Annotated in this window: 20 protein-coding genes and 1 pseudogene; 7 read left to right on the top strand and 14 right to left on the bottom strand. The window is 65.1% G+C overall.

Annotated elements, in window-relative coordinates:
• Nucleotides 1-18 precede the first annotated feature (18 nt).
• The gene (gene dctP, locus JQ635_RS23545) at nt 19-1056 is read right to left on the bottom strand and encodes a TRAP transporter substrate-binding protein DctP (RefSeq protein WP_211412166.1); all 1038 of its coding nucleotides are present in this window, start codon (nt 1054-1056) and stop codon (nt 19-21) included.
• A 226-nt stretch (nt 1057-1282) separates the two neighbouring features.
• Here dctP and JQ635_RS23540 point away from each other — a divergent pair, with 226 nt between their 5' ends.
• The 4 genes and pseudogenes from JQ635_RS23540 (at nt 1283) to JQ635_RS23525 (ending at nt 4597) form a co-directional block, all read left to right on the top strand.
• Complete coding sequence (locus tag JQ635_RS23540) at nt 1283-2485, top strand: CaiB/BaiF CoA transferase family protein (protein ID WP_211412165.1); 1203 nt, start codon at nt 1283-1285, stop codon at nt 2483-2485.
• 29 nt (nt 2486-2514) lie between these two features.
• Nucleotides 2515-2982: pseudogene (locus tag JQ635_RS23535) on the top strand (MaoC family dehydratase); the annotation flags it as partial.
• Nucleotides 2982-3833: an HpcH/HpaI aldolase/citrate lyase family protein gene (locus tag JQ635_RS23530; RefSeq protein WP_211412164.1), complete on the top strand. Its 852-nt coding sequence runs from the start codon at nt 2982-2984 to the stop codon at nt 3831-3833. The pseudogene JQ635_RS23535 and the gene JQ635_RS23530, both read left to right, overlap by 1 nt.
• A gap of 20 nt (nt 3834-3853) precedes the next feature.
• Nucleotides 3854-4597: an IclR family transcriptional regulator gene (locus JQ635_RS23525; protein ID WP_211412163.1), complete on the top strand. Its 744-nt coding sequence runs from the start codon at nt 3854-3856 to the stop codon at nt 4595-4597.
• 197 nt (nt 4598-4794) lie between these two features.
• Here the strand turns inward: JQ635_RS23525 and JQ635_RS23520 are convergent, their stop codons facing one another.
• From JQ635_RS23520 to JQ635_RS23470, 11 genes are all read right to left on the bottom strand, one after another.
• Complete coding sequence (locus JQ635_RS23520; protein ID WP_211412162.1) at nt 4795-5214, bottom strand: hypothetical protein; 420 nt, start codon at nt 5212-5214, stop codon at nt 4795-4797.
• A 138-nt stretch (nt 5215-5352) separates the two neighbouring features.
• Entirely contained in the window at nt 5353-6099 is a 747-nt protein-coding gene (locus tag JQ635_RS23515; RefSeq protein WP_246583709.1) for a transporter substrate-binding domain-containing protein, read from the bottom strand.
• Nucleotides 6100-6364: 265 nt separating this feature from the next.
• A complete protein-coding gene (locus JQ635_RS23510) occupies nt 6365-7156 on the bottom strand; it encodes a fumarylacetoacetate hydrolase family protein (protein WP_211412160.1) in 792 nt (263 codons plus the stop codon).
• A gap of 60 nt (nt 7157-7216) precedes the next feature.
• Nucleotides 7217-9376: a carboxypeptidase-like regulatory domain-containing protein gene (locus tag JQ635_RS23505; RefSeq protein WP_211412159.1), complete on the bottom strand. Its 2160-nt coding sequence runs from the start codon at nt 9374-9376 to the stop codon at nt 7217-7219.
• Nucleotides 9377-9436: 60 nt separating this feature from the next.
• Entirely contained in the window at nt 9437-10255 is an 819-nt protein-coding gene (locus tag JQ635_RS23500) for an alpha/beta fold hydrolase (protein WP_211412158.1), read from the bottom strand.
• Complete coding sequence (locus tag JQ635_RS23495) at nt 10255-11043, bottom strand: SDR family oxidoreductase (protein ID WP_211412157.1); 789 nt, start codon at nt 11041-11043, stop codon at nt 10255-10257. Before JQ635_RS23495 ends, JQ635_RS23500 begins: the two co-directional genes overlap by 1 nt.
• Nucleotides 11044-11059: 16 nt before the next feature.
• Nucleotides 11060-12031: a Bug family tripartite tricarboxylate transporter substrate binding protein gene (locus JQ635_RS23490; protein WP_211412156.1), complete on the bottom strand. Its 972-nt coding sequence runs from the start codon at nt 12029-12031 to the stop codon at nt 11060-11062.
• Nucleotides 12032-12074: 43 nt separating this feature from the next.
• Nucleotides 12075-13511, bottom strand: coding sequence for an MmgE/PrpD family protein (locus JQ635_RS23485; protein ID WP_211412155.1), 1437 nt, complete (start codon nt 13509-13511; stop codon nt 12075-12077).
• Between the two features lie 17 nt (nt 13512-13528).
• Nucleotides 13529-14977 carry an MmgE/PrpD family protein gene (locus JQ635_RS23480; RefSeq protein ID WP_211412154.1) on the bottom strand — a complete coding sequence of 483 codons (1449 nt, stop codon included), beginning with the start codon at nt 14975-14977 and terminating at the stop codon, nt 13529-13531.
• Nucleotides 14967-16001: a PdxA family dehydrogenase gene (locus JQ635_RS23475; protein ID WP_211412153.1), complete on the bottom strand. Its 1035-nt coding sequence runs from the start codon at nt 15999-16001 to the stop codon at nt 14967-14969. Before JQ635_RS23475 ends, JQ635_RS23480 begins: the two co-directional genes overlap by 11 nt.
• Nucleotides 16002-16019: 18 nt before the next feature.
• Nucleotides 16020-17333, bottom strand: coding sequence for a cation:dicarboxylate symporter family transporter (locus JQ635_RS23470; RefSeq protein WP_211412152.1), 1314 nt, complete (start codon nt 17331-17333; stop codon nt 16020-16022).
• A 137-nt stretch (nt 17334-17470) separates the two neighbouring features.
• Here JQ635_RS23470 and JQ635_RS23465 point away from each other — a divergent pair, with 137 nt between their 5' ends.
• From JQ635_RS23465 to JQ635_RS23455, 3 genes are all read left to right on the top strand, one after another.
• Entirely contained in the window at nt 17471-18439 is a 969-nt protein-coding gene (locus tag JQ635_RS23465) for a LysR family transcriptional regulator (protein ID WP_211412151.1), read from the top strand.
• 54 nt (nt 18440-18493) lie between these two features.
• Nucleotides 18494-19393, top strand: coding sequence for a LysR substrate-binding domain-containing protein (locus tag JQ635_RS23460; protein WP_018641158.1), 900 nt, complete (start codon nt 18494-18496; stop codon nt 19391-19393).
• 144 nt (nt 19394-19537) lie between these two features.
• Entirely contained in the window at nt 19538-19834 is a 297-nt protein-coding gene (locus JQ635_RS23455; protein ID WP_211412150.1) for a hypothetical protein, read from the top strand.
• A 41-nt stretch (nt 19835-19875) separates the two neighbouring features.
• Here the strand turns inward: JQ635_RS23455 and JQ635_RS23450 are convergent, their stop codons facing one another.
• Complete coding sequence (locus JQ635_RS23450) at nt 19876-21372, bottom strand: amidase (RefSeq protein WP_211412149.1); 1497 nt, start codon at nt 21370-21372, stop codon at nt 19876-19878.
• Between the two features lie 16 nt (nt 21373-21388).
• Nucleotides 21389-22186 (bottom strand): FAD binding domain-containing protein, encoded by a 798-nt coding sequence (locus tag JQ635_RS23445; RefSeq protein ID WP_211412148.1) that lies wholly within the window; start codon nt 22184-22186, stop codon nt 21389-21391.
• Nucleotides 22187-22191 lie beyond the last annotated feature (5 nt).

Below are 22191 nucleotides of genomic sequence, written 5' to 3'. Positions count from 1 at the left end.
GTCGGATGACTTGACGCTTTACTTGCCGCCGGCGGCGAGCAGGCCTTCGAACTCCTTCAACGCGGCGGAAGCCTGCTTGCCGCGGCTGTCGAGCCCGTTCGCCCATTCCTTGCCGACACCCTTGAGCTTGTCCTTCATCTCGGTTCGGGTCGCCTCCGGCAGCGGATCGAAGCTGACGCCCTGATCCTGCAGGTGCTTCTTGGTGGTCTCCGTTTCCTTGTCGACCTGCGCGCAAGCGGTCGGCTCGATCGCCTCGGACGCCTCGTTCATCGCCTTCTTCACGTCGTCGGGCAGCTTGTCCCAGACCGACTGGTTGATGGAATAGGCGACGATGAAGCTGCCGAAGCTGACGCCTTCGGTGGCGTGCTTGACAAGCTTGTCCAGGCCATAGGCAACGACGCTCTCCATCGGGAACAGCAGGCCGTCCATCGTGCCGCGCGACAGCGATTCATAGGCATCGGGCGCGGCCATGCGCACCGGCACCGCGCCGAGCGCACGCAATGTCAGATCCTGGGCACCGCCCGTGGTGCGCAGCTTCAGGCCCTGCATGTCCTTGGTCATGTCGACCTTGGCTTTCGCGGTCCACACCTGATAGGGCGGCAGCACCACCTCGAACAGCAGCTTGATCTTGTTGGGCGCGTATTCCTGCTTGGCCAGAACGCCTTCGCGCGCGGTCTTCCAATAGGCCATCGTGCCCTGGCAGCTGGTCTCAAAGGCCCCCGGCAATTGCGCGACTTCCGAGAGCGGCATCTTGTCGGAGACATAGGACGGCCCGATGTAGCCGATGTCGACCACGCCGGACTGCGTCAACCGCAGCATGTCGGCCGCCTTGCCGATCTGCTGGTTCGGATAATAGGTGAAGGTCACCGCGCCGTTGGTGCGTTTGGTGACGTCGTCCATCCAGGGCTTGAGCATCAGGCGGACGAGATAGTGACCGGCGGGGAAGCTATCGGCGACCTTCAGCTCCAGCGCCTGCGCCTGCGCCTGCGCCTGAAGCGTCGAGACCGGCAGCGAGAGTGCGAACGCCGCGGCGGCCCAGACCAGTTTCGTCTTCATCTCGTTCCTCCCTGACGCGCCCATGCGGAAGGCGGCAGCGAAACGCTGCAGCACCGCCGGTCCTCACTCCAATTCTTGCTTGAGGAAAATGTACATATATGTGAATTTATTTGTCAAGTATATGAACTACGCATGGAGCCATGCGCCGCGAGCCAATGACATCGAATTGACAGCTACATTTTATGAACTCTAACTCCACACATATGAATTCACCTCACGAGGCCCCATGGGACCGCTCGCCGGCTTCACCATTCTCGACCTGACCTCGGTGCTGATGGGCCCCTACGGCACCCAGGTGCTCGCGGACATGGGCGCCGATGTCATCAAGGTCGAAAGCCCCGAGGGCGACATCGTTCGCCAGATCGGTCCCGGCCGCACGCCCGGCATGGGCGGGATGTTCCACAATGCCAATCGCGGCAAGCGCAGCATCGTGCTCGACCTCAAGAAGACGGAAGGCCGCGACACGCTGCTGCGGCTCGCCAGGCGCGCCAACGCGCTGGTCTATAATGTGCGCCCCCAGGCGATGGCGCGGCTCGGCCTCGACTATGAGACGCTTCGCGCAATCAACCCCGCGCTCGTCTATGTCGGCGCCTTCGGCTATGGCCAGTCAGGCCCTTACGCTGCGAAGCCCGCCTATGACGATCTGATCCAGGGCGCTGCCACCATCCCAACGCTGCTCGCCGCCGCCGGCGACGGCACGCCGCGCTACGTCCCCGTGACCATCGCCGATCGCATCGTCGGGCTGATGATGGTGAATGCGATCATGGGCGGGCTGATGCACCAGCAGCGCACCGGCGAGGGTCAGCGCATCGACGTGCCGATGTTCGAATCCATGGCCGAGTTCGTGCTGGTCGATCATCTCGGCGGCCTCACCTACGATCCGCCGCTCGACCATGGCGGCTATGCCCGCCTGCTCTCGCGCTACCGCCGCCCCTACAAGACCAGCGACGGTTATCTCTGCGTCCTCATCTACAACGACAAGCACTGGCGCAGCTTCTTCGAGGCGATCGGGCAGCCGCATTTCCTCGATCAACCGCGCTTCGCCAATCACGCCGCGCGCACCAAGCATATCGACGAGATCTACGAGGAGATCGGCCACATCTTCGCGACGCGCACCACAGCAGAGTGGCGCGAGTTGCTGGAGCGCGCTGATATTCCGGTGATGCCGATGCACACGCTGGAGACGATCCTGGATGACCCACACCTCAAGGCCGTCGACTTCTTCAAGACCGTGGATCACCCCGTGGAAGGCCGCATCCGCCAGATGCGCGTGCCCTCGACCTGGAGCGTGACCCAGCCGGAGGCCGCCGGCCCCGCACCGACGCTCGGCCAGCACGGCCGCGACATTTTGCACGAGGCTGGCTTCTCCGCCGACGAGATCGAGCGGCTTGCAGAGCAAAAGGCAGTTCACCTGGCCGCGCCGCCGTAACGGCAGCGCGGGCCAAATCGCACCAATAGAGGGAGGAAACCGCGATGGCCGGACTTTATTTCGAGGACTTTTCCGTGGGCCAGGAGTTCAGGCATCCGCTGACCCGGACCGTCACGGAAATGGACAACACCATGTTCAGCCTGCTGACCCTCAATCCGCAGCCGCTGCATATCGACGCGCATTTCTCCGAAAAGACCGAGTTCGGCCAGCGCATTTTCAACAGCCTTTACACCCTCGGCATCATGATCGGCATGACGGTCTATGATACGACCTTGGGGACAACCGTCGCCAATCTTGGCATGACCGACGTGACCTTTCCGAAACCGGTCTTCCACGGCGACACCTTGCGGGCGACGACGAAGGTGCTTTCGTTGAGGGAATCCAAATCGCGCCCGAGAGCGGGCATCGTCGAGTTCGAGCACCACGCCCTGAACCAGAACGACGAGATCGTCGGAAAATGCCGCCGCATGGCGATGATGCACAAGAGGCCGGTCTGATGCGTTCGATGCTGTTCGTGCCGGGGGATTCCCCGCGCAAATTCGAGAAGGCGAGCGAAGGCAAGGCCGACGCGCTGATCATCGACCTCGAGGATTCCGTCGTCACCGAAAAGAAGCCGGAGGCACGCGGGCTGACATTGGCCATGCTGAAGAGCCGTCCAGGCCCGCACCAGCTCTACGTTCGCGTCAATGCACTGGACACCGGCATGACGCTGGCCGATCTCGCCGCGGTGACGCCCGGCAGGCCCGACGGCATCGTGCTGCCGAAATCGCAAGGCGGCGACGACGTGCGTCAGGTCGCGACCTGGCTCGAAGCGCTGGAAGCTGCCTCCGGCATCACGATCGGCACGACCCGCATCGTCTGCGTCGCGACCGAGACCGCCAGCTCGATCTTCGGGCTCGGCAGCTACAAGGGCTGCTCGCCTCGCCTCGCCGGCCTGATGTGGGGCGCGGAGGATCTCTCCGCCTCGCTCGGCGCCACCGAGAAAGCGAGCGGTGGCGTATTCCACAGCCCCTATCGCCTTGCACGCGATCTCTGCCTGATGGCGGCGGCCGCAGCGGAAGTGGCTCCGATCGACACCGTCTATACCGACATCGACAACCTCGCGGGCCTCGAGCAGGAAACGCGCGCGGCGCGGCGCGACGGTTTTTCGGCGAAGGCGCTGATCCATCCCAAGCATGTCGATGTCGTCAATGCGGCGTTCGCGCCGACCGACGCCGAGCGCGCCTGGGCGGAGAAGGTCATCGCCGCGTTCGCAAGCAATCCCAACTCCGGCACGCTGCGGCTCGACGGCCAGATGATCGACAAGCCGCATCTTCGCGCCGCGCAGAAGATCCTCGGCCAGCCCTAGATCGGAACACAAGCCTCGCCATGATCGTTCGCCAAGCTGCAAATGTCCTGGAGATCATGGAATTCTTCGCGCAAGTGAAGAAGCCGGCGACGCTTGCCGAGATTGCCGATCATTTCGGCTGGCCGCGCTCGTCGACCTTCAACTTGCTCGCGACGCTGTCGGAGAAGGGCTATCTCTATGAGCCGCGGCCGCGCGCCGGCTTCTATCCGACGCCGCGGTGGCTGGCGATGGCGCGGATGATCTCGGAGGTCGAGCCGCTGCCGCCCTGGACGCATCAGCTGATCTCCGATCTCTCCGCCGAGACCGGCGAGACCGCATCCATCGTGGCGCCGGCCGGCGTAATGGCGGTGTTCATCGACGTCGTCGAGTCCAAGGCGGCGATCCGCTATTTCGCGACCATCGGCCATCGCGTGCCGATCCACGCCACCGCAAGCGGCCGCGCGCTGCTGCTGCAATATTCACAAGAAGAGCGCGACTCCGTCTATCGCAAGATCGAATTCAAGCAGTATGGCCCCTCGACGCCGATCAGCATCGAGGCCGTCGAGACCGAGCTGCGCAACTCCATCGCGCGTGGCTATTGCCAGAGCTTTGCGGATTACAGCCGCGATCTCGCCGGCGCCGCGATCCCGCTGCCGATTGGCGATCGCCGGCTCTCCGTCGTCGTCGCCGGGCCGGAGTTTCGGATCGGTCCGAAGGTGCCGGAGGTGGCCGCGCTGATCGCGCGGACGGTCGACCGGCTGCGGCCGAAGACTTCTGCGGCCTAGATTTTTTGAATTGAGTCAAACTGCGACCGCATCGGCGGTGCGCCCCCTCGCCCCGTTCTTACGGGGAGAGGGTTGGGGTGAGGGCCTCTCTCCACACAAGAAATCGTCGAGAGACCTGTACCCCCTCACCCGAATTCGATCTGCGATCGAATTCGACCTCTCCCCGCAAGCGGGGAGAGGTGAAGGCGGCGCTGGCCTTATTCGAATCCCTGAACGGGCGGCTGCGTGGTCTCCACAGGCGCAGCAGGTGCCGCAGGAGCGGCTTGAACAGGCTGCGCCGCGGGCGCGGCTTGAACCGACGGATTGCTGGCGGCTCTCATCTGACCGTTGGCGTTCATCGCCTGGCGCGCGGGCGGCGGAGCGCCGGCTGCGCGATAGGCCTCGCGACGCGGCGGCTGCCGATGTCGTGCCGAGCGCGAATCTCTCGCGCCCCATGACCGGGCGATTGCAGGTCCGGCGGTATAACCGACCACCGCGCCGGCGACGGCGCCGATCGGTCCCAGCACCACGGCGCCCGACACGGCTCCGATTGCCGCAGCACCAGCACGCTCTTGTGCGGCAGCGGCCGCAGGCACGCCAGCCAACAGAACGACGGCAGTGATCAGAGCTTTCTTCATCGGAGTGCCTCCCTCAAGGGGAGATCACTCTTACCCAAATATGGCCACAGGACGTTTGTCCGTTGCCCAACACGGGGCAATCGCCGATGGAACTCCGGCAATTCAAGGGCAAAGCCCACCGGAGGCCAATCAGCGCAACTACGGCGCGACCTTGTCACTGGTGAACCCGTTGCCGTCGAGTACACGGCGCACGGTGCCGTCCGCCTTGGCTTCATCCAGGAAATGCGTAGCCCAGACCTTTGCCGCGCTCTTGCCCTTGGGAACGACGACGACCACGCCGGTCGACTGGATCACCTCGTCCAGCACCTTCGTTCCCGGCAGCTTTCGCGAAAGATCTTCCAGGGCGCCCATGCCCATCGCGAGCGCATCGAGCTCGCCCCTACCGATCAGTTCGGCGGCTTCTTCCGGCTTCACGAACTTGGTCAGTTTCGCCTGCTTCAGCGACTTCTCGACCGTCCGTGACGTCGATGTCCCTTCGATGCAACCGACCCGTATTCCGGCGCGATCGACATCCGCAACGGTGCGGATGTCCGAGCCGGCGCGCACGAGATAGCCGCTCATATAGGCGACGTAAGCCGGGCCCTGGTCGACGAACTGCTCGCGCTTGACGTCGGCGGGCATGAAGGAGAGATCCCAGACGTCCTTGCTGCTCGCCGCAGCGATCTCGTCGGAGCTCTGGTATTCGAGGAGCTGCAGCGGAACATGCAGTCTGTCGGCGGCGGCCTTGGCAAGCTCGACGGTGACGCCGCGCGGCTTTCCGGTCGAAGGATCGCGCGTGGTCCAGAACGCCGAGGCGGCCGGGCCGACGGCGACGGCTACACGCAGCGCACCGGTGGGGGCGATGTCGCTAGGGCCTTCGGCGTAAGCATCAAAGGCAGCGGTCATAAGGAAGACCAAGCCCAACACAGCAATCAAACCTTGCCGCAGCATTTCCGCCTCCAAAGTTTACCGATCTCCGACAGAACGGCGGTGCGCTCCCTCGCCCCGTTCTTACGGGGCCGCGACGAGCTTCGCTCGCGCTGAGAGGGTTGGGGTGAGGGGCCTCTCTCCGCGAGTGAGATTGTCGCGAGACCTGTACCCCCTCACCCGGATCGCAAGAGCGATCCGACCTCTCCCCGCAAGCGGGGAGAGGTAAAGAAAGCTGCAGCCGCTACACGATCTTGATCGACATGTCCGGCAGGCCTTCAAGCTTGCACAAGAGTACGTCGCCCTTCCCGACGGGGCCGACATTTTCCGGCGTGCCGGAATAAATGATGTCGCCGGCCTTCAGCTCGAACGCTTCCGACAGCTTGGCGATCTGCTCGGCGACGCTCCAGATCATCTTGCTGAGATCCGAGCTCTGCTTGACGGTGCCGTTGATCGCGAGCGAAATGGCGCCCTTCTCGAAATGGCCGGTCTTGCTGGCCGGGTGGATCGGACCGATCACCGCGGCGTGGTCAAAACTCTTGCCGATCTCCCAGGGCTTCTTCTCCGCGGCCATGCCGTTCTGGAGATCGCGCCGGGTCATGTCGAGGCCGAGCGCGTAGCCATAGACATGGTCGAGCGCCTTGTCGGCCGGAATGTTGGTGCCGCCGGATTTCAGCGCGGCCACCAGCTCGACCTCGTGATGATAGTTCTTGGTCAGCGAGGGATAGGGATGGTCGGCGACCTCGCCGATCGCGACGTTCTGGATCGCGTCGGTCGGCTTCTGGAAGAAGAACGGCGGCTCGCGGTTCGGATCCGAGCCGCGCTCGATCGCATGCGCGGCATAGTTGCGCCCGATGCAGTAGATGCGACGGACCTGGAACACCTGGGTCTCGCCGACAATGGGAATCGCGACCATCGGCACCGGGAAGATCGGCTTCGGTCCCGCCTGCGCGGCGGCCGGCGTTGCTTCGGCGATGCCCGCCGCGGTCATCGCGGCTGCGGCAGTGAGCACGTCACGTCGTGAGGTTCTTGTCATCGTCATAGTCCCTGGCTTGGGCCTTTCGTTTCCTGCGTGGCTATTCATAGGGCGAAACACTCAATGGGCCAATGGATCCGGCCGCATTTGCACCTTGTAGACTTTAGGCGAGGACTCCTTGCCGGCCTCCCCGTGGAAGCTCGCGCGCGTCCCGGTCGTGCTCCAGAGGCCGCGGCCTTTCCAGCCGGTGTTGGGGTCGTCGATGCGGCCGTCGACATTCTTGGTGAAGAAGCCGAGCGGATAGGGATTGCGCAAATTCACCAGCTCGCCATTGACCAGTGCCAGCAGCGACTCGCTGCCGTTGGCGCTTGCGATCGGCACGTTGGCGCCGAGGCCGAACGTGTTGTAGCGGTCCACCCAGACATAATATGCGTGGTTGGCACTGCCGCTGGCGTTCAGTCCCTTGAATTGCGGTCCCGGCATGCGCCAGGTCTTCCACCCCTCAGGACACTGCCTGCCATCGGCGGTCGTCGGCCCGTTCAGCGGTCCCTTGCAGAGCTTGCGGTCGAAGCTCGCCAGATGGCCGCTGGACAGGACCGTCCACACCACGCCGTCGAGGCCGATGTCGAGCCCGCGCGGACCGAACGTGCCCTCCGGCGGTTGATACACTTCCGCGAGCGCGGTGTTGGCGGGATCTGGTCCAGGCACGACGCGCACGATGTAGCCGGGCTGGTCGATGCGGGAGAACCCGCGATCCATCGCCTGGCCCCAGATCGTATCATCCACCGGGCTCGGCATGATGCCGTAGAACGACGCTGCGATGCGCTTGTCCTTGGTCGGGTCGACGGGGTCCTTGTGCTCGACATAGGCATCGCGCTTGCCATTGCCGTTGGTGTCGATGATCAGCGGCGTCCAGCCCTGCGATTTCACGTCGTCCAGCGTCTCGCGGTACTGCCTGGTGTTGAGCCAGCCGACCAGGCCGCCGCCAAGGCCGGGACCGCCGGAGCTGGTCCACAGCGTCTGGTTGGCATCGTCATCGAAATAGAGGTGATGGGTGGTGAAGCAGGTGTTGATCAGGTCCCACTTGCCCGTCGCGGGATCGAAGCGCGACAACTGCCGCAGCGAGGTTGCCTGCGGTGCGACCTTCGCCGAGGGGAGATCAGAACCCGGCTTGCAGTAATCGGGATTGGCCGGCGGGCGCAGGCGCGCGGTGAACCAGACCTTGCCCTGCTCGTCCATCATGACGTTGTGGATGCTGGTGTGACCGTCCCAGATCGGCTCGTCGCCCCAATAGGCCGACGGTCCGCGCGGCGCATCGGTCGATGACGGTGTGTTGGGATCGAGATAGGGATGCTTGATGGTGCCGGCGATGTTCTTCACCGGATCGAGCGTCGGCACGAGATCGGAGCTTTCTTCCGACGATCCGTAGATCAGGCCATTGGCGTTGAGGCGCGGGTTGCGCTTGTCGGTCGAGATCGCGTCGTGCTGATAGCGCGTCGGCGCCGCCCAGTCCCACATCGTGAACACGACATTGCGCTCGATGCCCTTCGGACGCTCGGGCTTGGCAAACGGCAGTTCGCCCGCGGCGATGCGGTCGGTCCATTTCGAGAAGAGATCGTAGACCTTTTCCGGGCCCATGCTGGCGAGCACCGTGGCCATGTATTCCTGGGCCTGGCCGGCCTGGGTGCGGACCGCCCAGGCGGTGTGGGAATCATAGCCGTCGGTGAACACTTTCGAGATTTCGCGGATGCCGCGCGTGCCGAGCGCATGGCAGGACTGGCACATGTTCTTGACCGTATCGACCCATTGCGCCTGCGACTTCATGGTCTCCGGCATCTTGTTGCCCTTGTCGCCGGTGCCGGGAAATTCCTCGGGCCTGGGGATGTCGAGCATCGAATACCAGTACATGCCGGGATAGTTCTGCGCGTCCTGCTTCGGAGAGGCCTGCGCCGCCTTGAAATCGAGGACCTTGCCGGGACGGGCCTCCTGCTGCGCGGTGTCCTGCAGGCCATAGCCGCGGACCCAGACCTTGTAGCTGGCCGCGGGGAGATCCGGGATGACGAACCGGCCCTGATCGTCGGTCACCACCACCTTGGCGTATTTGGTCGGCAGGTCCTTGGTCTCTGCGATCACCCAGACGCCGGCCTCTGCGCCCTTGTCGCTGATCACCTGCCCGCCAATGTCATTGGCGGATATCTCCACCGTCGCCGCCATCGCGGCGCCGGCATGCAGCAGCGCAGTCGCGCCGAGATAGCCGGCCAGCATTCGCCTCAAGCTCATCATTCCCTCCCATTTGTTGTTTGGTCCGGGCCTCTCTCGGGCCTTAATCGGGCTTGTCTCTCATGTCTTGAGCCGGTCGAAGAACTCCCTCACTTTGCGCGCGCAGACATCAGGATCGGTGGCGGCGACGTGGTAGGAATCGCCGGGCAGCACCTCGAGCTTCGAGCCCGGGATCGTCTCCTGCCACGCCTTGACTGAATCGACGCTGCCAAGACCGGAGCCGGTCGTGGTGATGACCAGCGCCGGGCGCTTGATCGACGGCAGCTCGCCAGTGACGTCGACCGCGGGCACCATCTGGAGAAACGCCTCCAGCGTCGAGGCCTTGGTCTTCGACATCAGCTTGATCCACCAGTCGATCGCCGGTGGCGGCAGCGACGAGCCGAGCCGGCCAGCCGTGGTCTCGCGCACCCACGCTTCGACGCCCTGCTCGCGGATCTGCTTGCGCCAGGTCGGCGCCCGCTCGTTGAACGAGGTAAGCGAAGCCGGCGCGCCGACCGCGGCGACCGCGATCACACGATCCGGGTGCTTTGCCGTCAGATGCATGGCCAGCGTACCGCCGATCTTGCCGCCGATCAGGAACACCCGGTCGAGCTTCAGCGCGTCGAGCAGCCGGATGATGTCGTCGCCGAGGCCGGCGAAGCGATAGACATAGTCACCCGGCATCGGCGTCGAATCGCCGTAGCCGCGCAAGTCAGGACGCACGACGAGATGATGCGTGGCGAAGTACGGCACCCAGCGCCGGAACGCCTCCCCGCTCTCGGCAAGCCCGTGCAGCATCACGACCGGCGGCCTGGTGTCCCAAGGCAGGAGATAGTCGTCGAGGCGAACCGCAAGCTCGCAATCTTCGCCGACACCGATCTTCCTGAGTTCGCTAGCCATCAGATACACCTCGTTCCACCCCCATCGACATTGATGCAGGTACCCGTAATGAAGGATGCGCGGTCCGAGCAGAGGAAGGCGACAAGCCCTGAGACCTCATGCGGCTGGCCGACGCGCCCGAGCGGCACCGAGGTGATCGCCGCGGCATTCGCCGCACCGCGATCCTGTCCCGCGATCGCTGCGCCCTGCGCGACCAGGCTGTCCCAGCGGTCGGTCTGGACGGGACCGGGATTGACGCCGGTGACCAGCACATTGTCCGGCGCGCATTCCTCGGCAAGCGCCAGTGTGAAGTTGAGCAGCGCCGCGTTGACTGCGCCGCCCGCCATGTAAGCCGCGCGCGGCTGGTGCCCGCTGCGGCCGATGATGTTGATGATCCGGCCCCAGCGGCGGTCGCGCATCTCCGGCAACACGGAGCGCGCGCAGCGCATGTAGCCGAGCAGCTTCAGCTCGATCGACTTGGCCCAGGTCGCATCCGGCGTCTCCGCGATCCGGCCCATCGGCGACGCCCCGGCGTTGTTGACGAGGATGTCGATGCGGCCGAAGGACTCGCGCGCGGTGTCCATCGCCCGCGCAATGTCGCCGGGCTTGGTCATGTCGCCGGCACAGGCGATCACGCGCCGGCCGGTGTCGCGCGACATCTCGCTGGCCGCCGCGGCCAGCCGCTCGGCGTCGCGCGCGACGATCACGACATGCGCCTGCTCGCGCGCGAGTTCGGCGGCAATCGCACGGCCGATGCCGATGCTGCCGCCGGTGACGATTGCGACCTTGCCGCCCAGATTCAAATCCATGATGCGACCATCCCGCTTAATCCACCGCGGCGCCGGAGGCCTTGATGATCTTGCCCCACTTTGCGGTCTCATCCGTCATGAATTGTCCGAAGGCGGCACCGAAAACCGTGCCGGGCTCCGCTCCGAGCTCAGCAAGCCGCTTTTTGACATCGGGCATCTTCAGAATGGTTTCGAGCTCGCCGCTCAGCTTGGCTAGCACCGGCGCGGGCGTCTTGCCGGGCGCCACCAGTCCGAACCAGGATGAGGCCTCGAAGCCGGGAACGGTCTCGGCAACAGTTGGCACATCGGGCAGCGCGTCCGCGCGCTTCGCCCCCGCAACCGCGATCGCGTTGATCGCCTTACCCTGAACCTGCGGCAGCACCGCTGGCATGTTGTCGAACATGAACGGAATTTGCCCGGCGAGCAGATCGTTCATCGCCGGCGCCGCACCACGATAGGGCACGTGAACGATGTCGATGCCGGCCATGCTCCTCAGCAGCTCGCCGGCCAGATGATTGGTCGAGCCGATGCCGGACGAACCGAAATTCATCGTCCCCGGCTTGGCCTTGGCCAGGGCGATCAGATCGCCGACGTTCTTTGCGGGCACCGACGGATTGACGACCAGGACGATCGGCACGGAGGCGATCAATGCGACCGGCGCAAACGCCTTGGCGGGATCGAACGGCAGCTTCTTGTAGAGCGAGCCGTTGATCGTGAGCGGCGGCGGCGCCGTCAGCAGCAAGGTGTAGCCATCGGGATCGGCGCTCGCGACCGTCTCGGCGCCGATGTTACCACCAGCGCCGCCACGATTCTCGACGACAAACGTCTGCCCGCTCCGCTCGGCCAGCTTCTGCGCGACGATGCGGGCGATGATGTCGTTGGAGCCGCCGGCCGGAAACGGCACGATGATCTTGACCGGACGGGACGGATAATCCTGCGCGGATGCCGGACCGGACAGCAGGATCGCGCCGCAGACGGCGAGAACCCAGCGGCGGCAGTATCGGTACATCAGGCGTTTCCTCCCCTTTTATTTATCGTTGGCGCCCGGGATCTCAGGTCGTCATCAGCGGCCTCAGCTTGCCGATGTCGTCGACCTTTTCGAGATTGTTGATCTGCTCGATCAGCTTCTCCGATTTCTCGGCGCCCAGCACCGGCGCGATCAGATCGCGGGTTTTTGCCGCCACGGCTTCCGTATTCAGCGGATTTTCCTTGGTGCCCGGCGGATATTTGGTGAAGTGCTCCACCTTCTTGCCATCGGTCAACGTCACCTCGACGACAGCGCCGCGCGGCGCGGCCGGATCCATCAGCGCCTTGTCACCCACCAGCGTCACCTTGGCGCGCTGCTCAAGGATCTTGGGATCATGCATCAGCGCGACGTCGTGGCTGTCATTGAAGGACACGGCGCCCTTGACCAGCGCGACCGCCACCAGATGCTGGCAATTGACGTCAGGCATCGCGCTCTCGCCAACAATGCCCATCGCGTCGGTCGGCAGCTTGACCAGGATGCTCTTCACCTTGTCCGGGGTCAGGCCATGCTGCCTGCGCAGCGTCAGCGTCGCATCCAGCGGCGACTGGATGGGATAGCCGACCGAAAAGGTCTTGATCGCGGTTTCGGTGACGTAGAAGCGGCTGCCGAGATCCTTCACCATCTCCTCGGGCTTCGGATCGGTCGACAGCGCGATGAAGAGATTGTGCGTGCCGTCGAGCACGTCGTCGACGCCGGTCAGGCCGTTCTTGACCATGTCGACGGCCATGACGCCGTTGCGCGCGCCCATGCCGGCGAAATCGAACGCCTTCTCGATGTGGTCGTGATCCCTCACCCAGCTCCAGAGGCCGGAGACCTGCTGCGACGAATAGGAGATGGCATAGCGCATCCCCTTCTCGTCGAGCCTCGCGAGCGAGACGGCGGCGCCGAGCGCGCCGAAGGTCGAGGACGTGCCTTCGGCGCTCCGATGCGAGCCGCGCACGAGATCCGGCCCCAGCGCCATCAGAAGGCGGCAGGTCAGGTCGTAGCCGAGCGCGACGGCGCGAATGACGTCCTGCCCGCTGCGATGCTCGCGCTCGCCGAACGCAAGCGCGGCCGGCACGACCGAACATCCCGGGTGCGCCTTGGTCACGGGCTCGAAATCATCGGTCTCGTCGGCATGCGCGCACATTGCATTGGCCAGCGCCGCGTTCACCGCCGTGGTGCGGAAGTCGGAGCCGACGACGGAGGCCTGCGCCTCGCCGCCGAGCGTGCGCACATATTTCAGCGCCATCTCGCCCGGCCGCATGCGCGCGCCGGACACCATCGCGCCGAGCGTGTCGAGAATGCGGTGCTTGCATTCGAGCAGCACCTTCTCGGGCAATTCCTGGTCGCGCGCGGCGACCATGTAGCGCGCGAGCCGCTCGGTGACGCCGGGGCCCGCTGCATGGGCCATACGGCCGCCGGTTGCGGCCAAAGCGGCAATCGAACCGGCGGATTGAAGGAAACGGCGACGTGAGGGCATTCCAATAGACTCCAGAATCAGGACGAGACCGACATCTTGGCGATTTCCGCTGCACTCGCCAGACCTTCGACGTTCCAGCATGCGTCCATGACACGCCTGATCATCGCAGCAGGAATGATGCCGTCCGCGAGATCGGAGAACTTGGTCTCGAGCTGCTTGTCGGTCATCGGCACCTCGACGCTGCCGATCGCATGCTCGATGTAGCGATTGAGCTTGCGGCCGTCCTTGAGCACGATGGTGAGATCGACCTGCTCCGGCTTGATACCCGGCGTGATGACCGGGTTCACCTTGCCGCGCAGCGCGACGACGGTCGGATCCGTCACCGCGCGATCGCTGAACTGCTTCTCGCCGCCGCCGCCCTCGACAATCGCCACGGCGACCGCGTGGTAGATACTGAACTTGCCCTCCAGGCCGAGCTTCGGCGTCTTCTTGCCGGTCAGCTCCAGCACCAGCGGATGGACCTTGAGGTCGACGCGCTCGATCTGGTCGGCGGCGATCTTGTTCTCGTTGCGGAGCTGGATCGCCGCATCGATTGCCGGATGCAGGACGATGCCGCAGGCGAACGGCTTGTAGGTGTTCAGCGCCGCCTCGTAGCGCTTGCCGAGGTCGCCCAGGATTTCGTTGTAGTCCTGCTTGGTGCTGATCGTGTTGGCCCAGCCGCGCTTGGCCTCGATCATCGCATCGGACGAGGTGAAGTTCTTCGAGGCCAGGATCGCGGCGAAGATGCCGCTCGAGGCGGCACGGCCCGGATTAAAACTCTTGTTCATCGAGCCGAAGGATTCGCGCAGGCCCACCGGCTGGGACGCAGCGAGCCCAAGTGCCCAGGTCATCTGCTGCTCGTTCAGCTTCAGTAGCTTGCCGACGGCCGCCGCGGAGCCGAACACGCCGGCGGTGCCGGTGATGTGCCAGCCGACGTCATAATGGTTCGGATAGACCGCGTTGCCGATCCGGCACTCGGTCTCGACGCCGAGCACCAGCGCGTTCAGGAACTCCTTGCCGGAGACCGGCTGCATTTCCGACAGCGCGAGAATGGCGGAGGCCACTGGGCCGGCCGGATGAATGATCGTCTTCAAATGGGTGTCGTCATAATCGAAGATGTGGCTCGACACGCCGTTGATGAATGCGGCATTCATGATGTCGAAGCGCTCGCGCCGTCCGAACAGCGAAGCCTGCTGCGGGCCCGAGAACGGGCCGAGCGCTGCGACCGCGATATCGACCGTCTCGTGATGCGAGCCGCCGATGGCGACGCCGACCCAGTTCAGCAGCGTGCGGACGCCCTCTTTACGGACATTGGCCGGCAGATCGTCATAGCTCGCGGTGACGAGATAATGCGCCAGCGCGCGCGTGACCTCCTTGGGCGGTGCGACGGCAGGCGCCGCGGCTTGCGCGAAGGCCGCGTTGGCGCCGGCGGTGGCGAGCGGAAGCGCGGCCGCAGCCTGGAGCAGGGTCCTGCGATCAGTTTGCATAGGCTGCCTCCTTGACCTTGATCGATACCAGTTTCGCGGCAAGGCGGACCGCGCTCTCCAGCGCACCGGTGTTGGCCACCCCCTTGCCGACGATGTCGAACGCCGTGCCGTGCGACGGCGTGGTGAAGACGGTCTCGAGCCCAGCCGTGACGGTGACACCGCGGTTGAAGCCGCGCAGCTTGGTCGCGATCTGGCCCTGGTCGTGATACATCGCGACCACGCTGTCGAACTCGCCGGCGAAGGCGCGGATATAGACGGTGTCGGCGGGGTAAGGCCCGGTGCAGGCAATGCCGGTCTTCGCGGCGGCTTCGACGGTCGGGCGGATCATCTCGATCTCGTCGCGGCCGAACAGGCCGTTCTCGCCGGCATGCGGATTGAGCGCTGCGACCGCAATCCGCGGCCTGGCGACGCCGGCCCGCTTCATCATGCGATCGACCAGCACGATCGAATCGGTGATGCTTTCCGGATGGATGCCGCCAAGCGCCTCACGCAGCGACTGGTGCCCGGTGACGCGTGACATCCACTGCCCGTCGAGCACGTTCATCTCGGAGAAGTAGGTCTTGTGGCCGAGCAGGCTGGCGAACATCTTGTGCTCGTCGGGGAACTTCCAGCCGCCGTCGAACATCGCGCGCTTGTTGAGCGGCGCGAAGGTGATGGCGTCGACCTCACCGTCCTTGGAGAAATCGATCGCGCGCGACAGCGTCTCGCCGGTCAACCGGCCGGATTCGGCGCTGGCCTTGCCGATCGGGAATTTGGCGGGATCGGTATTGCCCAAGTCGACGAGTTGCACCGTGCCGCGGCTCCAATTAGCGGCCTTCGGCGAGGAGATCCGCTCGAGCTTCAGCTTCACGCCGGCATGTTCCATGCCCATCTCGAGTACCCGCGCATCGCCGACCACGACGAGGCGGGCGGCATCGGCGAGCCTGTCATCGGAGAGCACGCGTGCAATCTGCTCGGGGCCGATGCCGGTGCAATCGCCCGGCGTCAACGCGATGACGGGCAGTTCATTGGTGCTAGTAGTCATGGAAGAAACCTTGGATCCTTACTTCGCTGCTTGGATTTGAGCGGCGGACCGTGCCCAGTCCTCCCGGTTGAATTCACCGTCCCATTTCGCAACGACGATGGCGGCAACCGCATTGCCGATGGTGTTGGTGATGGCGCGCGCCAGCGACATGAAGCGGTCGATGCCGAGCAGCAGCGCGAGGCCCTCTGCAGGCAAGCCAGCCGCGACCACGGTCGCAGCCAGCGCAGCGAACGCGCCGCCGGTGACGCCGGCCGCGCCCTTGCTGGTGAACAGCATCACCACGAACAAGCTGAGCTGCTGTGCGGCCGAAAGCTCGATGCCGTAGACCTGGGCGACGAAGATCGTGGACAGCGGCAGCGTCAGCGCGACGCCGTCGAGATTGAAGGAGTATCCCGAGGGAATGACAAGGCCGGCGACCGCGCGCCCGACGCCCGCCTTCGGCAGCTTCTCCATCATGCCGGGGATCGCCGTTTCCGACGACGAGGTGCCGAGCACGACGAGCAGCTCGTTGCGCAGCAGGCGGAGCAGATCCATCAGGCGGATGCCGGCCAGGCGGCAGATGGTGCCGAGCACGACGAAGATGAAGAACGCCATCATCGCCCAGGCGGTGCCGACCAGCAGCGCCAGCGCATAGAGCGTGGCGGCACCGAACTTCGCCACCGTGAAAGCCATGGCACCGAAGGCGCCGATCGGCGCCAGCGCCACGACGACATGCACGACGCTGAACACCAGTTCGGTCACCCGTTCCATACCCGAGCGCAGCGGCGCGGCCTTGTCGCCGAGCAGCAACAGGCCGATCCCACAGAGCAACGCGAGCACGAGCACCTGAAGCACGTCACCGGCGGCGAACGCGCCCACAAAGCTTTCCGGAATCATGTGCTGGATGTAGGCGGACAGCGATCCGACATGGGTCTGCGAATAACGGGCGACGGTCTCGGCCTGCTGCGCCGTGGCGCGCGCCACGCCCGCACCGGGCTGCACCCAGCGCACCACGACGAAGCTGAACATCAGGCACAGCGTCGTCACGACCTCGAAATAGACGAAGGCCTTGAGGCCGATGCGGCCGACCGCCTTCATGTCGCCGACCTGCGCAATGCCCGTGACCACGACCAGGAAGATCAACGGCGCGATGGTCATCTTGATCAGCGAAATGAAGCTGTCGGCAAGCGGCTTGAATTCGACGGCAACGCTGGGAAACAGGGCTCCGAACAGCACGCCGAGCGCCGCGCCGGCAACCACCAGGACATATTGCTCGCGCCAGAGCGGCTTGCGCCGCCGTTGGGACATGGAGCTCGGAATGGGCTCGGACAGCGGCGTTGCGGCAACCTGCAATTCACGTTCCTCCAACGGCGTCGTCGCGCCATGCGAAGGTGGCGCTTTGTTCTTGTCTCGCGATGCCGTTTACATTGGACCAGCGGCGTTTCAGGCGCTAATGCCGTATCGGTATGATTTGAGGACAAAACGTTATTATGGACCTGATCTGGCTGGAGGATTTCCTTGCCATCGCCGAGGAGCGCGGGTTCTCGCGGGCGGCCGAGCGCCGGCATGTGACGCAGCCGGCGCTCAGCCGCCGCATCAAGTCGCTGGAGGAGTGGCTGGGCACACAGCTGTTCGAACGGTCCACGCACACGGTCACGCTGACGGCCGCGGGCGAGAGCTTCCGCCCGGTCGCCGAGGACGTGCTGCGCCGGGTCCAGGTCGGGCGGGAGGAAGCGCTTGAGGTGGCACGGCTGAAGGCCGAGACCATCACCTTCGCCGCGACCCATGCGCTGTCGCAGACGTTCTTCCCGCAGTGGATCCGCAGTTCGGAAAGCGCACGGGCCGGCGCGGCCGTCCAGCTCGTCGCCTCGAATTTCGCCGGCTGCGAGAAGCTGCTGCTTGATGCGCAGGCTCATTTCATGCTGGCGCATTATCACCCGTCGCTGGTGAGCAGGCTCGACATGGACCGCTTCCAGCGCATCGAGCTTGCGACTGACATCCTGATTCCGATCAGCGCACCGGCCACAAAGCCGGGCCGCGGCGGGCGCAGCGGCAAGAAGCCACAGGCGCGATATGCGCTGCCCGGCGCATCGGGCGCGCCGCTGCCCTATCTCGCCTACCATCCGGGTTCGGGCGTGGGACGGCTTGTCACCTCGTTCCTGGCGGCGAAGCATCCGTCGGCCTGGCTCGCTCCGGGCTTCGCCGCGCCGGTCATGCTGCTGATCGACATGGCGCGCGAAGGGCGCGGCGTGACATGGGCGCCGATGAGCCTCGTCCGCGCCGATCTCGACAGTGGACGACTGCTGCGCGCCGGCGGCGTGGAATGGGACATTCCGATCAGCGTCTCGCTGTTCCGCACGCGGGCCCGCATGACCCGGGCGGCCGAGAATTTCTGGAATGCGGTCCGCAAGGGCCGCGTGGCGGGAAAATCCGCTTCTTCAGCGCCTCGAGCGAGGTAGGAAATCCGGCCTTAGCACGGAACTTGCATAAATTCTGGGCGACATGGACACCGTATGAACCTCATCAGCCTCGACATCCGCATGCTCCGGTCGCTGATCTCGGTGGTGGAGACCGGCAGCATCACCGAGACCGCGCGACGGCTCGGCCGCACCCAGCCGGCGATCACGCTGCAATTGCAGCGGCTGGAGGAGCTGACCGGCAAGCAATTGTTCGAGCATGGCGGCCGCAGGCTGACGCTGACCGACGACGGCACCACAGTCCTGACCTACGCCAAGTCCATCCTGCGGTTGCATGACGAGCTGATCTCGCAGCTTGCGTCACAGGAGATCGAGGGCCAGGTCGTGCTCGGCACGCCCGACCTCTATGCGGCGTTCATGCTGCCGCAGATCCTCAGCGTGTTCCGAAAATCCTTTCCGCGCGTGCAGGTCGAGCTCAACTGCGCGCTGTCGACGCCGCTGGTCGGCCTCGTCAAGCGTGGCGACGTCGACATCGCGCTCGTCACCCGCATGAACGATTTCACCGGCGGCCAGGTGGTGCGGCGCGAGCAACTGGTGTGGATGACCGGCGAGCAATCCGCCGCGCACCAGGAACGCCCGATCCCGCTGGCGCTCTTGCCGCCCGGCAACATCTATCGCGACTACGCCATCGACACGCTGGAGCGCGCGAATTTGCGCTGGCGCATCGCCTGTGTCAGCGAAAGCGTCGGCGGCCTGCAGGCTGCGGCCTTCGCCGGCATGGCGGTGACCGTGCTCGGTCGCAGCGCGCTGGTGCCGGCGATGCGCGAGATCGGCCCCAACGAGGGCCTGCCGCCGCTGCCGAAGATCGAGCTGCTGCTCTACAAGTCCAGCGGCGCCACCTCGAAGGCGGCAACAGCGCTGCACGACTATCTCGCGCACTACCTGCGCCTCGACGAAGAGCTCAGCGGTCGCGGCGCGCCGATTGAGCTTTCCTGAACTGTATCGCAGAGGTGGTCAAAAATACCCCGAAGCTGAGCTCAACCGCGTCCAACTCATCCATTTCATAAGTACGCCCTAGTCCAGCACCGGCCCGGTATGCTTTGATGCGTGGAGCAGGAACCGAGACGCAAGGGTGGCCTGATGTTCATACTCATTCGAAAGTACACCAAGGTTCGTTCGGTCGCGGATGCTGCCCGCCGCGCCAAGAGCGGCGTCGGTCAGATCCTGAAGGAGTCGCCCGGCTTCAAGTCATATTATGTGTTGGACGGGGGCGAAGGCGTGGGCGTCGCCGTGATGATATTTGAGGACCGCGAAAGCGCGAATGCGGCGAACGCCAGGGTGATGGGGTTCATTCAAGCAAGCTTGCATGACCTTGATCTTGGAGATCCCGAAATCATCGCCGGAGAAGTCTTGGTGAATATAGAGTCTGCTGCATAGATGCTCGCAAGGTTCCTCGTCAGCGACCTGCGCGAGCACCGTCATTTCACGCGCTGACGAGCGCCAAGGCTCTGCTCGCGCAACGCCATTTGCGGCCAGAACTTCGCCCAGGGCTGCGCCGCTTCGAACGCCGCCGCGATGCGGAAGATCTTGGGCTCGTCGAGCCAGGGCGCGACGATCTGCAGGCCGATCGGCAGGCCATCGCGGTCGAAGCCGCAGGGCAGCGTCGCGGCCGGAAGGCCGGCGAGATTGATCGGCCAGGTGAAGGGCGACCAGCCGAGATGCGGGTCCACCTCGCGGCCGTCGATCGAGCCGACGCCGATCTGCCCGGCCTCGAACGCGGTGATCGCGACCGTGGGGGTCACCAGCGCATCGACACGCTCGAACAATTTCAGGAACGCATTGCGCGCCTGGCCGCGGCGATAACCGGCTTCGACATAGTCCGTGCCGCTGTAGTGACGGCCGGCGCTGACGACGTCGCGATAGTCGGCTTCGGAGCTTGCGAGATCGGCCGTGGTCTTGGTTGCCACTGCTGCCGCCTGTTCTGTGAAGGCGATCGGCTTTAGCGTGTGTTCCAAAATGCCGGGGTCGAGGCCCGGACCATCCATGGTGACCCGTGCACCGCAGGCGTCGAGCATGGCCAGCGCCTTGTTGAACACCGCGCGCACGTCGGGGCTAATCGCGGCATAGCCGAGATCCACGCTGGCGCCGATACGAAGACCGCTCAACGAAGCCGCGTTGGTGTCGAATCGTCGCGGCGACACCGGCAGGCTTGCGGGATCGCGCAGGTCGTAACCGGCGATGATCTCCAGCGTCAGTGCGGCGTCTGCGACGGTACGCGTGATCGGCCCGGTATGGGCGAGCGACGCCCAGGACGGCGGCGAGAAGCCGGGCGAGCGCGGGACGAGGCCGAAGGTTGGCTTGAGGCCGAACACGCCGCAGAAGGACGAGGGCACCCGGATCGAGCCGACGCCATCGGTGCCGATCGCGATCGGCCCGCAACCGGCGGCAACACCGGCAGCCGCACCGCCGCTCGAGCCACCGCTGGTACGATCAGAGTTCCAGGGATTCCGCGTCGTTCCCGTGACCGGGCTGTCCGCCGTCAGCTTGTAGCCGGACTCGCAGGTGGTGGTCTTGCAGGTGATGATCGCACCGGACGCCTTCAGCGCCGAGACCACGGCGGCATCGACGTCGGGCACGAATGCCTTGTTCATCGGCGAGCCGGCATAAGCGGGCACGCCCGCGACAAAGACGAGATCCTTGATCGTCACAGGCACGCCGGCCAGCGGCCCCTTGGCCTCGCCCGCGCGCATCTCCTTCGTGAGACGGTCGGCCTCCGCCCTCGCCTGCTCGTACATCGGCGTCACCACCACATTGCAGGCCGCGTCCGTCGCCTCAAGCGCGGCGATGGTGTCGTCGACGACATCGCGCGGGGTGAACGCCTTGCGCCGGTAGCCGGCCATGATCTCGGTTGCAGAGAGCGCGCCAAGGCCAGTCGGCGCCGGCGGGAAGGCCGTTCGGCCGGAACCATCAGTCATCATCAACCCTAACGACTTAGCTGAGCGCCGCGTCGACGGCGCGCTTGGCCATCACCGTGACGAGATGCGCCCGGTAATCAGCTTCGGCGTGGATATCGGAGGTGAGGCCGTCGTTGTCGATCTTGATCGCCGCGATCGCGGAAGGATCGAAATTGCCCGACAGCGCCGCCTCCATCGGCGGCACGCGGAACACGCCTGGTCCCGCACCGGTGACGGCGACGCGGACACCATCGGTAATTTTCGCGACGAACACGCCGACCAGCGCATAACGCGAAGCCGGCGCCTTGAACTTCGCGTAGCCCGCCTTGAGCGGCACGGGGAAGCGGATGGCGGTAATGATCTCGCCCGGTTCAAGCGCCGTCTCAAACAGGCCGAGAAAGAACTTGTCGGCCGCGATCTCACGCGCGCTGGTGATGACGGTCGCGCCGAGGCCGAGCACGCCGGCGGGATAGTCAGCCGCCGGATCGTTGTTGGCGACCGAACCGCCGATGGTGCCGCGGCTGCGCACGGCGGGATCGCCGATCATCGAGGCCAATGCCGCGAGCCCGGGAATTTTTGCCTGGACCACCTTCGAGGCCGCCACCACCGCATGTGGCGTCATCGCGCCGATGGTGATGGTCGCGCCGTCGTCGGTGATCCCCTTCAGCGATCCGAGCTTCGACAGATCGACCAGCGCAGGCGGATTGGCCAGCCGCTGCTTCAGCGTCGGGATCAGCGTCATGCCGCCGGCAACGAGCTTGCTGTCCTCGATCGAGGTCAGGAGCTTGGCGGCATCAGGGATTTGGTCGGGCTGGTGATAGGCAAACGGTTTCATTGGTG

This window comes from Bradyrhizobium iriomotense (genome assembly GCF_018130765.1).
Taxonomy (GTDB): Bacteria; Pseudomonadota; Alphaproteobacteria; order Rhizobiales; family Xanthobacteraceae; genus Bradyrhizobium; species Bradyrhizobium iriomotense_A.
This window is presented reverse-complemented; position numbering and strand designations above follow the sequence as displayed.

What these genes read in the sequence shown, in the direction of transcription:
- JQ635_RS23465 (WP_211412151.1), top strand. Translation starts at nt 17,471, where the DNA reads ATGGACCTGATCTGGCTGGAGGATTTCCTTGCCATCGCCGAGGAGCGC.
- JQ635_RS23495 (WP_211412157.1), bottom strand. Translation starts at nt 11,043, where the DNA reads ATGGATTTGAATCTGGGCGGCAAGGTCGCAATCGTCACCGGCGGCAGC.
- JQ635_RS23445 (WP_211412148.1), bottom strand. Translation starts at nt 22,186, where the DNA reads ATGAAACCGTTTGCCTATCACCAGCCCGACCAAATCCCTGATGCCGCC.
- JQ635_RS23505 (WP_211412159.1), bottom strand. Translation starts at nt 9,376, where the DNA reads ATGAGCTTGAGGCGAATGCTGGCCGGCTATCTCGGCGCGACTGCGCTG.
- JQ635_RS23510 (WP_211412160.1), bottom strand. Translation starts at nt 7,156, where the DNA reads ATGACAAGAACCTCACGACGTGACGTGCTCACTGCCGCAGCCGCGATG.
- JQ635_RS23530 (WP_211412164.1), top strand. Translation starts at nt 2,982, where the DNA reads ATGCGTTCGATGCTGTTCGTGCCGGGGGATTCCCCGCGCAAATTCGAG.
- JQ635_RS23460 (WP_018641158.1), top strand. Translation starts at nt 18,494, where the DNA reads ATGAACCTCATCAGCCTCGACATCCGCATGCTCCGGTCGCTGATCTCG.
- JQ635_RS23455 (WP_211412150.1), top strand. Translation starts at nt 19,538, where the DNA reads ATGTTCATACTCATTCGAAAGTACACCAAGGTTCGTTCGGTCGCGGAT.
- JQ635_RS23490 (WP_211412156.1), bottom strand. Translation starts at nt 12,031, where the DNA reads ATGTACCGATACTGCCGCCGCTGGGTTCTCGCCGTCTGCGGCGCGATC.
- JQ635_RS23520 (WP_211412162.1), bottom strand. Translation starts at nt 5,214, where the DNA reads ATGAAGAAAGCTCTGATCACTGCCGTCGTTCTGTTGGCTGGCGTGCCT.
- JQ635_RS23480 (WP_211412154.1), bottom strand. Translation starts at nt 14,977, where the DNA reads ATGCAAACTGATCGCAGGACCCTGCTCCAGGCTGCGGCCGCGCTTCCG.
- JQ635_RS23525 (WP_211412163.1), top strand. Translation starts at nt 3,854, where the DNA reads ATGATCGTTCGCCAAGCTGCAAATGTCCTGGAGATCATGGAATTCTTC.
- JQ635_RS23485 (WP_211412155.1), bottom strand. Translation starts at nt 13,511, where the DNA reads ATGCCCTCACGTCGCCGTTTCCTTCAATCCGCCGGTTCGATTGCCGCT.
- dctP (WP_211412166.1), bottom strand. Translation starts at nt 1,056, where the DNA reads ATGAAGACGAAACTGGTCTGGGCCGCCGCGGCGTTCGCACTCTCGCTG.
- JQ635_RS23540 (WP_211412165.1), top strand. Translation starts at nt 1,283, where the DNA reads ATGGGACCGCTCGCCGGCTTCACCATTCTCGACCTGACCTCGGTGCTG.
- JQ635_RS23450 (WP_211412149.1), bottom strand. Translation starts at nt 21,372, where the DNA reads ATGACTGATGGTTCCGGCCGAACGGCCTTCCCGCCGGCGCCGACTGGC.
- JQ635_RS23500 (WP_211412158.1), bottom strand. Translation starts at nt 10,255, where the DNA reads ATGGCTAGCGAACTCAGGAAGATCGGTGTCGGCGAAGATTGCGAGCTT.
- JQ635_RS23475 (WP_211412153.1), bottom strand. Translation starts at nt 16,001, where the DNA reads ATGACTACTAGCACCAATGAACTGCCCGTCATCGCGTTGACGCCGGGC.
- JQ635_RS23515 (WP_246583709.1), bottom strand. Translation starts at nt 6,099, where the DNA reads ATGACCGCTGCCTTTGATGCTTACGCCGAAGGCCCTAGCGACATCGCC.